This is a genomic window from Neisseria dumasiana (assembly GCF_022870885.1).
GTDB lineage: Bacteria > Pseudomonadota > Gammaproteobacteria > Burkholderiales > Neisseriaceae > Neisseria > Neisseria dumasiana.
On sequence record NZ_CP091509.1, the window covers coordinates 827,624 to 839,802 of the forward strand.

Consider the following 12,179-nt stretch of genomic DNA (forward strand, 5'->3'; position numbering starts at 1 on the left):
TCTGAAGGATTTCAAACCATGTTTTCAAAAAGCGTAACCATTGAGCAATACGATCCCGAACTTGCCGCCGCGATGGCCAAAGAAGTGCAACGCCAGCAAGATCACGTTGAGCTGATTGCTTCGGAAAACTACGTCAGCTGCGCCGTGATGGAAGCGCAAGGCAGCCAGCTAACCAACAAATACGCCGAAGGCTACCCCGCCAAACGCTATTACGGCGGCTGCGAATATGTAGATATCGCCGAGCAACTGGCCATCGACCGCGTGAAAAAACTTTTCGGCGCCGAATACGCCAACGTGCAGCCGCATTCCGGCTCGCAAGCCAACCAAGCCGTGTACGCTTCGGTGCTGAAACCCGGCGACACCATTCTCGGCATGAGCTTGGCACACGGCGGCCACTTAACCCACGGCGCATCGGTTAATATTTCCGGCAAACTGTATAACGCCATCACTTACGGTTTGGACGAAAACGAAGTGCTGGATTACGCCGAAGTAGAACGCTTGGCTTTGGAACACAAACCGAAAATGATTGTGGCCGGTGCTTCCGCCTATGCCCTGCAAATCGACTGGGCCAAGTTCCGCGAAATCGCCGACAAAGTGGGCGCATACTTATTTGTGGATATGGCGCACTACGCAGGCTTGGTGGCCGGCGGCGAATATCCCAACCCCGTGCCTTATGCCGACTTCGTTACCACCACCACCCATAAAACCCTGCGCGGCCCGCGTGGCGGCGTGATTCTGTGCCGCGACAACACGCACGAAAAAGCCCTCAATTCCGCCATTTTCCCGAGCCTGCAAGGTGGCCCGCTGATGCATGTGATTGCCGCCAAAGCCGTGGCCTTTAAAGAAGCGTTGGAGCCGGAGTTCAAAGCATACGCCAAACAAGTGAAAATCAATGCCGCGGCTATGGCGGAAGAGTTGGTGAAACGCGGTTTGCGCATCATTTCAGGTCGCACCGAAAGCCACGTTTTCTTGGTGGATTTGCGTTCCAAAAACATTACCGGCAAAGCCGCCGAAGAAGCCTTGGGCAAAGCGCACATCACCATCAATAAAAACGCCATTCCGAACGACCCCGAAAAACCGTTTGTTACTTCCGGCATTCGCGTCGGCACCGCAGCGATTACCACCCGCGGTTTCAGCGAAGCCGATGCCCGCGAGTTGGCCAATTTGGTTGCAGATGTGCTGGAAAACCCCGAAGACCAAGCCACGCTGGAGCGTGTAGCCAAAGCTGCTACCGCTTTGTGTGAGAAAAATCCGGTTTACGGTGCCTAATCGGTTTGAATCCGTCGGATTGATAGCAACATGCCGTCTGAAAGGATATTTTCAGACGGCGTTTTTTTATGCTTAAGCGGGTTGACTATAATGCAGCGGTATGAAAACAGGAAAAGGCACGAGAACGATATGCTGCGGCCGAAGTCTTGTGCCAATACACTCAAACGAATCTGATAAAATAAGCGCATCTTCAACACAGGCCGTCTGAAAATGTTTCAGACGGCCTAAACTGCTATCCGTATCCATATGAATTATCCCATCCCCGCCCCCGCCCAAAAATCCCGCTGGCTCGGCCTTTCGCGCGGCAGCCTGCCTTTGATGCTTACCGAATGCCTGCCTGAACAACCTGTAAAAATCATTCTCACGCAAGACGTGGAGCAGGCTTTGCGGCTGCAAACCGCGTGGCAGTTTTTCCGCCCGCAGGATAAGGCGGTGTTTCTGCCCGATTGGGAAACGCTGCCCTACGAACGTTTTTCGCCGCATCAGGATTTGGTTTCGGAGCGGCTTTCTGCCTTGTGGCAGCTGAAAAACGGGCAGGCCGACGTGTTGGTGGTGCCGGTGGCCACCGCCATGCAGAAGCTCGCACCGGTGTCGTTTCTGCTCGGGCGCACGTTTTGGCTGAAAACGGGTCAAACGCTCGATATCGACGCGTTGCGCGAAAACTTGGTGGAAGCCGGTTACAGCCATGTTTCCAACGTGATTGCCGCCGGCGAATTTGCCGTGCGCGGCGGTATTTTGGATATTTTTCCGATGGGCGCGGAGTTGCCCTACCGCCTCGATATGTTCGGCGATGAAATCGACAGCATCAAAACTTTCGACCCCGACACCCAGCGCACGCTTGCTCCGGTAAGCGAAATCCGCCTGCTGCCCGCGCACGAGTTCCCGACCGACGACGACGCGCAAAAAATCTTCCGCAGCCGTTTCCGCGAAGAAATCGAGGGCGACTACAACGCCGCCACCGTGTACAAAGCCGTGAGCAACGGCCATTTCGGTGCGGGCGTGGAATATTATCTGCCGCTGTTTTTTGAAAACGAATGCGCCACATTGTTCGACTATATCGGCGAAGAAGCCGTTGTCGTGTGCCTCGGCGACGTGCACGCCGAAGCTGCGCGCTTTTGGGCGGACGTGAAAACCCGTTATGCGATGGCGCAGGGCGATGATACCTACCCGCCTTTGCATCCACAGCATTTGTATCTCAGCGAAGACCAGTTTGCAGGCCGTCTGAAACCTTATCCGCAAATCCTGCCCGACTTTCACGGCAAGCAGCACCAATTGCCCGATGTGGCCGTGAACCGCCAATCCGAAACCCCGCTCGCCGCCCTGCACGGTTTTCAGACGGCCTTTGAGGGCAGGATTCTGTTGTGTGCCGAAAGCGCAGGCCGCCGCGAAACCATGCTCGGCTTTTTTGCCCAGCATGGTCTGAAACCGAAAAGCGTGGACGGCTGGCAGGCGTTTTTAAACAGCGATGCGCCGCTGTGCATTGCCGTCACGCAGTTGGCGTACGGGTTTCAGCTGCCGTCTGAAAACGCGGGCGGTGTTTCCGAATCGGCCGAACCCGTAGGTCGGATTCTTGAATCCGACAAAACACAATCAGCGCAAATGTCGGATACAAGTATCCGACCTACGGCAGCCCATCTTTCAGACGGCCTTTCAGGTAGCCTGTCTGAAAATGTTGGTCAGACACACGAACCGGACGAAGTAGGTCGGATTCTCGAATCCGACAAAACACAATCGGCACAAATGTCGCGGCCTACAACCGGCCTTGCCGTTATCACCGAATCCGACCTCTACCAATATGTCGCCCGCAGCCGCACCGCACGCCGCAAGAAACACGTCCAAGTTTCAGACGGCCTTTTGCGCGATTTGGCCGAAATCAACATCGGCGACCCCGTGGTACACGAAGAGCACGGCATCGGCCGCTATATGGGCTTGGTCAGCATGGATTTGGGTGAAGGCAGCACCGAAATGATGCTGCTCGAATACGCCAACGAAGCCCAGCTTTATGTGCCCGTGTCGCAGCTGCACCTGATCAGCCGCTATTCCGGCCATGCCTATGAAAACGTGCAACTGCACCGCTTGGGCACCGCCGCGTGGAGCAAAGCCAAACGCAAAGCCGCCGAAAAAGCGCGCGATACCGCCGCCGAACTGCTCAATCTCTACGCCCAACGCGCCGCACAAGAAGGCTTTAAATTCCAGTTTAACGAATTGGACTACCAAGCCTTTTCAGACGGCTTCGGCTACGAAGAAACCGAAGACCAAGCCGCCGCCATCGCCGCCGTGCTCCAAGACCTCACCCAAGGCAAGCCGATGGACAGGCTCGTTTGCGGCGATGTCGGCTTCGGCAAAACCGAAGTCGCCCTGCGCGCCGCCTTCGTGGCCGTGATGGGCGGCAAACAAGTGGCCGTGCTCGCCCCCACCACGCTGTTGGTCGAACAACATGCACAAAATTTCAGTGACCGCTTCGCCGATTTTCCCGTTAAAGTCGCCCAGCTTTCCCGCTTCAACAGCAGCAAAGAAACCAAAGCCACGCTCGCCGGCATGGCCGACGGCACGGTCGATATCGTTATCGGCACGCACAAACTCGTGCAAGACGACATCCAATTCAAAAACTTGGGTTTGGTGATTATCGACGAAGAACACCGCTTCGGCGTGCGCCAAAAAGAGCAACTCAAACGCCTGCGCGCCAACGTCGATATCCTCACCCTCACCGCCACCCCCATTCCGCGCACCCTCAGCATGGCGCTCGAAGGCTTGCGCGATTTCTCGCTCATCACCACCGCGCCCAGCCGCCGTTTGGCCGTTAAAACCTTCGTCAAACCCTTCAGCGAAGCCAGCGTGCGCGAAGCCGTGCTGCGCGAACTCAAACGCGGCGGGCAAGTATTCTTTTTACACAACGAAGTCGAAACCATCGAAAACATGCGCGAACGCCTGCAAGAGTTGCTGCCCGAAGCCCGCATCGGCGTTGCCCACGGCCAATTGCGCGAACGCGAACTCGAACAAGTGATGCGCGACTTCCTGCAACAGCGGTTCAACCTGCTGCTGTGTTCCACCATCATCGAAACCGGCATCGACATCCCCAACGCCAACACCATCATTATCAACCGCGCCGACAAATTCGGCCTTGCCCAACTGCACCAACTGCGCGGGCGTGTCGGGCGCAGCCACCACCAAGCCTACGCCTACCTGCTCACGCCCGAATACATCACCAAAGATGCCGAAAAACGCCTCGATGCCATTTCCGCCGCCGACGAACTCGGCGCAGGCTTCACGCTGGCCATGCAGGATTTGGAAATCCGCGGCGCAGGCGAAATCCTCGGCGAAGGGCAAAGCGGCGAAATGATGCAGGTCGGCTTCACCCTCTACACCGAAATGCTCAAACAAGCCGTGCGCGACCTCAAAAAAGGCCGCCAGCCCGACATCGACGCACCGCTGGGCGTTACCACCGAAATCAAACTGCACAGCCCCGCGCTCTTGCCCGAAAGCTACTGCCCCGATATCCACGAGCGGCTAGTGCTCTATAAACGCCTCGCCACCTGCGAAACCGAAGGCCAAATCAACAGCGTGCACGAAGAACTCGTCGACCGCTTCGGCCTGCCCGAACAACCCGTCAAAACCCTGATCGAAAGCCACCGCATCCGCCTGATTGCCAAAGAAATGGGCATAGACGCGATCGACGCCACCAGCGACGCCGTTACCCTCACCTTCGGCAAACACCACAACATCGACCCCGCGCAGATTATCCTGCTGATGCAAAGCAACAAAAACTACCGCATGGCCGGCGCAGACAAATTGCGCGTAAGCGCGGTGATGGAAGATGTGGAAACACGGATTCAAACGGTGAAAGCGGTTTTGAAGAAATTGGGGGAGAAGTAAACAGGCTACCGGAAAGAAAAGGCCGTCTGAAATTTCAGACGGCTTCAACCAGCTGTGGCGCGGGCATCCTTGCCCGCCGCTTGCTAAATAAAGAAAGGACGACCAAATGCTTCATGCCATTATTCAAGGCAAAAGCAGCCGTTGGTTGAAAGGAGCTAAAAAAGAAGCGCTTTTATCTGCCAACAAACGCATCCATACACCTAAAGAAGATGAAATTACTTCGACCATTTTCGGGGTAATGAAATATCTCAACGCTTTTGACGTGTACCGTTTTTTTCGGAAACTATCAAAGCAAAGCATTCCAAACGATATTCAGCATGTCAGTCACCAAATCGTTTTTTGGGAACGTAGAAAACATAAGTGGACAGATAACACGGAAAGAGTGACCGAACCCGATATGCTGGTTTATTTTGAGGTGGATGGTAAAAAAGAAAGCTATATTGTTGAACTGAAGTGGGGAGCTTACTCGCATTTCGGGCACGATCAATTAGAGAGGGAGTGGGCTTGCTTTCAAGAAGGAGAAACGCATCTGATTTATTTGGCCGATATGATTCATCCTGATTTCTATCACAAACAAAAAGGACTTCCTTGGCATGCCCTCACTTGGCAACAATTTTTGGGTATCGTTTTATCGGAATGTAAGCATAATCATGGCTCATATGCTTTATATATGCAGGATTTGAGCAAGCTATTAAATGCTCTAAAAATAAAACAGTTTTATGCTTTTTCTGCATTAAAATTGCCTTCCGATTCGGAATGGCAAAATAGCCATTTTCGCATCTTTGATTTCACTCAAATTAATGTACCGATTTTAAATAATACTTGGAGAGTAACAGATGAACAGTAATATTCAGCAAGGCGTGGCAATCAGTCAGGCTTTAAATGAATTGGAAAAATTTTTCCAAGAGGTAGAAGCACTACGCAGATTATTATCCGAACAATTAAATGATTTTTTATCGAACAGTACAGAATTTCAAATAGGAGATATAGACTATATTTGTACGCAATCTGAAAGTACTTGGCTATTTCCTTGGGATAATCTGAGTATTGCTATATTTAAGAAAAAAACAAGAAAGTTGATAGATGATAAGGCTCACAGATTTATTAACTTTCAATTTTCGTTCTTCGGAGAAAGCACCGCAATTCCCGAACAACAGGCGCGGCCTATTCTTCATGTCAGTTCTTCAGAGTTACGTCACTGCCTTGATGACTTTTATGTTCGATATCCAATTGATAAAAATTGGTATTTGGGTGATTTTCCGGGAGTCTTATCTTTAGAAAAAAATGAATTAATTTGGTCAAATTATGATTATGGCGATAAATTTTGGCACTATAGTGTTGATTTATTAAGCATCAACGCAGCTAATGTTAAGCAAATTCTCATCGACCCCGTTTACCGCTTGTTACATGGTGAACCATGGGAAGTGGTTCCCGATTCTGCTTTAGATAAAGCTATTGTTCGATACGAAAACTTAGAAAGCATTCTCAAATAAAACCAATTGCCGTAGGGCGGTGATGCCCACCCTACAAATGGTAAAAACCAATAAACAAAACACAAAAAAAGGAAAACGTCATGCCCAATTTCCGCCGCCATTATGTGTTGGGGAATGTATTGTTTTCAAAATGCCGTCTGAAACCCAGTTTTCAGACGGCCTGTGATTTTTACCAACCCTCCCGATGTAAGTGCAGTTCAATGCGCAGCTGCGTAGCGGGTGCAGGCATATCGCATCATAGGCAAACGGGCAGGCAGCTCCTAACTCAGAAATGCGCGGAAGATAGGCGCAAAGGTTTTGGTCTGTGATTGCCAGCGAACCGCCTTAGACGTTATCCTGCTTGTCTTTGTACTTATCTCTAAAACGTTTTATGACGCGCCAAACTGCATTTCTGCTTCTGCTTTGCTGCTTTACCGCCGGCAATCTCCACGCCGATGATTTGTTTTCGTGGTGGCAATCTTACCGCAACACCGCCAAACCGGCCGGGCAGAAGCAGAAGAACGAATCTTACGTCCGATATTACGAAGGTGTGGTTACGGCGGTTTCAGACGGCGATACGCTGAGAATGATCGATACCCACGGCCGAAAGCACAAAATACGTCTGGCTTATATTGATGCACCGGAATTGCAGCAGGCACACGGGCAGGCTGCCCGCAGGGTGTTGGAAAAGGCCGTTTGGGGGCAAACCGCAGAAGTGCGTATTTTCGATATTGACCGTTATGGTCGGGAAGTGGCGCAAGTGTGGGTGCAGCGGCAGGATGTGAATTTAATGCAGATTCAACAGGGCTATGCTTGGCACTATGCGTCGATCGCCAAGCGCAGGCAGCACAAACAGGATTTTGCCGCCTACGCTTATGCCGAGGCGGTTGCCCGCAACCAACGGCTCGGCTTGTGGCGGGATAGGGAGCCGCAGGCACCGTGGGCATTCCGTAAGACGGAACGTGAGCGGCCGAACCGCTTTTTTCTGTGGTAAATCTTTGATTTTCTGTAAATGCAAGGGCTAAGCAGGCCGTCTGAAATGTTCAGACGGCCTGAATTTTTGCGAGCTTGAGAGGGCTTTAAAATGTTTTGGAAAATTCTACAAACATATTCTGTTTGCGGTAATCATAGAGAAACACGTTACTCTTGTTGCGGGCATGCTGCCAAGTGATGCGCGGGGTAATGCCCCAGAAATGGATATTGCGGTGCCATACGGAAAGGTTGAGCTGCAAGGATCGGTCTTTTCGGGTTTTTTGAATCGGCCAAGGCATGGGGGCGTGGTAGGTTTGTTTGCTCCATGCGGCGCGGGTGCGGGTGCTGAAGCCTTTGGGCCATTCCTGTATCCAGCCCAGCGATGCCGTCCATTGGTGGTTGCTGTTGTCGGGGTCGTGTAGGGTTTCGCGCTGGAAATCCAATCCGCCGAACCATGCTTGGCGCGGGTTGGATTGGTAAATCAGGGTGTGGCCGGTTTGGCGGCGCATGCCGTCGAAGCGGAAGCGGTGTTCGTGGTTGATTTTTTCGATGCGGGCGTATTGGTTCAGCCGCCAGCGGCGGTCGAGGCGGGTACTTATTCCGAGGGTGGCGCCGAAGCTCTCGGAATACGGTTTCAGGCCGCTTTCTTCTTTGCCGCCCCGCCACCAGCGTTTGGAAACGAACGGCATGATTTCGGCATCAAAACGGGCGTTGCGGTAGCCGATACCGGCGGCGGTGTTAACCAGCAGATCGTTGTATTGTTTGTGCGCGGGGTAGTGCTTGCCGTGGATGTCGGTGCTGAATTTGGCGGTGAAGCCGTGCGGCAGCGCCCAGTCTTTTTCTGCGCCGAGACGGTAGCTGACGCCGTGGGCACTTTCGGGTTGCGATCGGGTGTCGAGATTGCCTTGTTGTTTGACGATGGGGGCGTTGTTGATATTGGGTTCGTAGGTGTAGTTGGCTCCGCCGCTGAATTGCCAGCGGTGGCGTTGCCGCAGTTCGTCGAGAAAGCGGTTGATGGCTTGTTTTTCCGGTTCGGGCAGGTCGGATTGGGCGAGAAGTTTGGTAAATTGGTCTTTGGCGGCGAGGTCTTGGCGGTCGTAGAAGAGGGCAATCGCCAGATACATGCGGATTACGTTTAGCTCGGGTTTTTCGGCAATCAGGTTGCGGAGCCCGGCTACGGCTTCACCGAAGCGGCCTTGGTGCATGGCCAGTTTGCTTTCGGCCAATTGCAAAAGGATGGGGTCGCGGTTGCTTGAGGGCAGTTTGCGGTAAACGGGCAGTAATACGCCGATGCCGTCAAAGTCGTTGCGCAATACGCTTTTATCCAGCAGCAGGTTGAGCAGTTGCGGCCGGGCGAGCAGGGTGGCTTCGTCGATATCCTGTATGGGGGCGGGGGCTGCTTCGGCGGGTTGCCATACGGGCTGTTCGGATACTAGTTCGGGCAGTTCGGGTTGGACGGGTTCGGGTTTTTGTTCGGGCGTGAGTGTTTGTGCCGTTGCGGTGCATGTGAACAGTAACAAGGCAGTGGTGAAGCTCGTTTTGGCGAAACCGGCTTTGCCGGTTTTAGCGAAACTCGCAAAGCTCGTTTTCAGACGGCCTGAACGGTGTGTGTCGGTTTGCATGGTATGTGATGTCGTGAAGTAAGATAAGCGGTGTAATAAACCGCAGGTCGGTTCGATATGGTGTGCGCTGTGGCACGGCTCAGGCCGTCTGAATGTTTTTCAGACGGCCTTTAGTGTTTAAAGCCTGTTGTTTAGAACTTCATTTCAAACCCTACGGTAATGTTGCGGCCGGGTGCGGCGAACTGTTGGTAGTCGGAACCGGGTACTTTTTGCTGCGACAGGGAGTTGATAGAACTTTGGCGCACGGTTTCCCAAGTCAGATAACGGTAGTTCATGGCGTTATAAATGCCCGCTCGCAGGGTGGCTTTTTTCCACGGACGGTAATAGCCGATCAAATCGACGGTTGTCCACGGTTTGGTCGCCGCTTTGGTAACGGCGCGGTTGATAGTAGGGCCGGTATCCGAATAGGCTTTGCTGATGAGTTCCTGCGGGTTTTTGCCGCGCGAGTGTATCCAGTTCATCGACATTCCCCATTTTTCGGAAGGGGCGTCGTAATTCAGCCCGAGCACATAGCGCGAGGGCTGGATGGTTTCGAGCGGATAGTCGGCCAGCCAAGTGTAGCGTTCGGGGTGGTTGTTAAACAGGCGTTTGGCCTTGATGCGGTTGTAGGCCATGTTTAACGACAAGCCTTCGGGCAGTTTGCTCCACATGCCGTTCAAGTCTATCGACGAGCGGATATTGATACCGTTCAGATCGGTGTTTTGAAGGTTGAAGTTACCGATATTTTGGTAATTGTTTTTGTCGGTTTTGGTGATGGCATAGGCAATCAGGTCGCGGTAGCGGCTGTTGAACATGCTCAGTTCGATATTGCCGAAGTTGCCTTTAAACGTGAGGCCAAATTCTTGGTTGAACGATTTTTCCGGCTCCAAATCGGCAACGTAGTGGACTTTGCTGTCGCGCGGGATGCCCGGCACGTTGTAACCGTAAAGCTCTTGGAAGCTGGGCACGCGGAAGCCGTTGGAGGCGCGGTAGGAAAGCGCCCATCTGCTGTTGGGTTTGACAACGAGGCCGGCATTCCACGAGCGGTTGGTGTAGTTTTTGTTTTTAATGGCAACATCTTCGGAGCGGAAACGGTGGCGGTCTAAGCGCAAGCCGAGGCCGAGATCGATGTATTTTCCCAAGGCTATATTGTCGCGCAGGGCGAGATAATAGCTGTTGCCCTTAATCGGTTTGCGCGAGCAGGTTTCGATCTTCCAATCGATACAGGGATATACATCATTTATAACGGTACCCAAGTCTTTATAAATGTCGATGACGCGCTTTTGCCCGTTGATAACGCGGGTTTCCGTGCCTATTCTGACTTGGTTTTTCTGTGCAGAGGTTTCGCGGAAAGCTTTGGCAAAGCTCGAATCGAAATGGTCGTAGCCGGCTGCAATTTGAACGTCGTGTTTGCTGCGCCCCCACTGCCATTTTTTGTTCCATTTGGTGTTGAACAACGTATGGTTTTCGGTGTAGTCGATTTGCTCTTCACTTAAAAAAGAACCGGGTTTGTCTTTGCTGGGGGCGCAGTTGAGCGTTGTGCTGTAATCCGGATAGCGGGAACAGTGTGCGTGAACGGTTCCGGTGTCGGTTTTAATGTTTTGGCGGTCGATGCTCAGCTCTAAAGCGTCGGCCCAAGTTCCGCCTTCTTGAGGTTTGTAGCGGTAGGCGATGCCGTTACGCATTTTGCTGTGCCGCTCTTGCAAGAAGCGGGCGCGCGACCACAGCAGCTTGGAGTAGCCTTCGCGGAGATCGTTGCGCCAAACGCCGTCATCGTTCAGCTCGAAGATGGGTTTGGATAAAGGCGGGTAGTAGGAGGGGTAGCGCATGTCGCGACTGTCGTAGTTCTGTTTGGTGTGTTCCGTCAACCAGCCGATATGATGCTGCGGAGAAATATGGTAGCCCAAACGTGCCAACCACGAACCGCTGCGGTATTCCATCGGATTGGGGCGGATGCGGTTGCTGCCGGTGTATTCTTTGGCTGAAACGGTTTCTTTTTTGTGCCGCATCGCATGGCTGCGCTGGGCTTCTTCTTCGGGCGTGTAAGGCTCGGTGCGGCTTTGCGGCTGCCATAAGTCGGAGCGGGTAGGGGTGGATTTGTGGCGGATAACATCGGGTTCGTCTTCAAAACGGAACATATTGTTGCTCAAGAGGCCCGGCTCTCCGCGCAGGTCGTATTTGTCTTCGTAAACATGTTGTTTGTAAAACGATTGGCTGGTGTTGCCCGCATCTTTGTGGATGTTGATTTCGTTGCCTTTGCGGTGGGTGTATTGCAGCAAACCTTCAAAACCTTTATAGCTGAACGCGCCGCCGAGGGTTTGGGCGAATCGTTTGTCTTTGCTGCTGTAAACCGATTTGCCGGTCAGCCCCCATTTTTCGCCTTCTTGAAGAAAATCGCCGACGTTTTTGGTGTGGTAGTTTACCGAGCCGCCCAAGCTGCCGCTGCCGGCTTCAACGCTGTTGCTGCCTTTGCTGATTTCTACGGCCGATACGTTTTCATATTCGATTTCGTTCATGGAGCCGCTGCCGCCGCTGGACGAAGTGGTGTCGGCATAGGATTGCAGTTGGGGAATGCCGTCCACCGATACCTGTACGCGGTTTTTGTCCACCCCGCGGATGGAAAACCCGCTGCTGCCGCCCCGGCCTTGTTCTACCACGGAAATACCCGGGTCGTAGCGTACCAAGTCGCGGATATTCAGCACTTGTTCTTTTTCGAGCTGTTCGGCATTTTTAACCACTTTGCCCAAGCCGGTAACTTCTTGGGTTTTGCGGTTGATTTTTTTGGGCGCGGTTACATACACGGTGTCGAGTTCGACCGCACTTTCGGTTTGCGCTTGGTCAGCAGCGTGCAGGTTGCCGGAAAATGCGGCAAAACATAGGGATAACGAAGTTACGATGATTTTTTGCTGTGGTGAGGGATGAGTAGTAAACATAATGGTTGTCTGCTGTATTGATTTATGATTGTTGTCGGTATCGGCGGATAAGGCCGTCT

Annotated in this window: 7 protein-coding genes; 5 read left to right on the plus strand and 2 right to left on the minus strand. The window is 52.8% G+C overall.

The genetic code is table 11. From position 1 onward, the window contains the following. The first annotated feature begins 18 nt into the window (after positions 1-18). From glyA to LVJ88_RS03785, 5 genes are all read left to right on the plus strand, one after another. Positions 19-1,269: a serine hydroxymethyltransferase gene (gene glyA / locus LVJ88_RS03765; RefSeq protein ID WP_085418613.1), complete on the plus strand. Its 1,251-nt coding sequence runs from the start codon at positions 19-21 to the stop codon at positions 1,267-1,269. A 246-nt stretch (positions 1,270-1,515) separates the two neighbouring features. Next, positions 1,516-5,142 (plus strand): transcription-repair coupling factor, encoded by a 3,627-nt coding sequence (mfd, locus tag LVJ88_RS03770; protein WP_085418615.1) that lies wholly within the window; start codon positions 1,516-1,518, stop codon positions 5,140-5,142. Between the two features lie 106 nt (positions 5,143-5,248). Beyond that, positions 5,249-5,989 (plus strand): hypothetical protein, encoded by a 741-nt coding sequence (locus LVJ88_RS03775; RefSeq protein WP_085418616.1) that lies wholly within the window; start codon positions 5,249-5,251, stop codon positions 5,987-5,989. Next, the gene (locus LVJ88_RS03780) at positions 5,979-6,635 is read left to right on the plus strand and encodes a hypothetical protein (protein ID WP_054598958.1); all 657 of its coding nucleotides are present in this window, start codon (positions 5,979-5,981) and stop codon (positions 6,633-6,635) included. Before LVJ88_RS03775 ends, LVJ88_RS03780 begins: the two co-directional genes overlap by 11 nt. Positions 6,636-7,005: 370 nt before the next feature. After that, positions 7,006-7,608 carry a thermonuclease family protein gene (locus LVJ88_RS03785; RefSeq protein WP_085418617.1) on the plus strand — a complete coding sequence of 201 codons (603 nt, stop codon included), beginning with the start codon at positions 7,006-7,008 and terminating at the stop codon, positions 7,606-7,608. An 85-nt stretch (positions 7,609-7,693) separates the two neighbouring features. On the opposite strand, the gene LVJ88_RS03790 is transcribed toward LVJ88_RS03785, so the two are convergent. Both LVJ88_RS03790 and LVJ88_RS03795 read right to left on the minus strand, forming a co-directional pair. Beyond that, positions 7,694-9,208 (minus strand): surface lipoprotein assembly modifier, encoded by a 1,515-nt coding sequence (locus tag LVJ88_RS03790; protein WP_085418618.1) that lies wholly within the window; start codon positions 9,206-9,208, stop codon positions 7,694-7,696. Positions 9,209-9,339: 131 nt separating this feature from the next. After that, positions 9,340-12,120: a lactoferrin/transferrin family TonB-dependent receptor gene (locus LVJ88_RS03795; protein ID WP_085356278.1), complete on the minus strand. Its 2,781-nt coding sequence runs from the start codon at positions 12,118-12,120 to the stop codon at positions 9,340-9,342. Positions 12,121-12,179 lie beyond the last annotated feature (59 nt).

Bases quoted from the DNA above. Each gene is read 5' to 3' on its own strand.
- LVJ88_RS03780 (WP_054598958.1), top strand. From the start codon at position 5,979: ATGAACAGTAATATTCAGCAAGGCGTGGCAATCAGTCAGGCTTTAAAT.
- LVJ88_RS03795 (WP_085356278.1), bottom strand. From the start codon at position 12,120: ATGTTTACTACTCATCCCTCACCACAGCAAAAAATCATCGTAACTTCG.
- LVJ88_RS03785 (WP_085418617.1), top strand. From the start codon at position 7,006: ATGACGCGCCAAACTGCATTTCTGCTTCTGCTTTGCTGCTTTACCGCC.
- LVJ88_RS03775 (WP_085418616.1), top strand. From the start codon at position 5,249: ATGCTTCATGCCATTATTCAAGGCAAAAGCAGCCGTTGGTTGAAAGGA.
- LVJ88_RS03790 (WP_085418618.1), bottom strand. From the start codon at position 9,208: ATGCAAACCGACACACACCGTTCAGGCCGTCTGAAAACGAGCTTTGCG.
- glyA (WP_085418613.1), top strand. From the start codon at position 19: ATGTTTTCAAAAAGCGTAACCATTGAGCAATACGATCCCGAACTTGCC.
- mfd (WP_085418615.1), top strand. From the start codon at position 1,516: ATGAATTATCCCATCCCCGCCCCCGCCCAAAAATCCCGCTGGCTCGGC.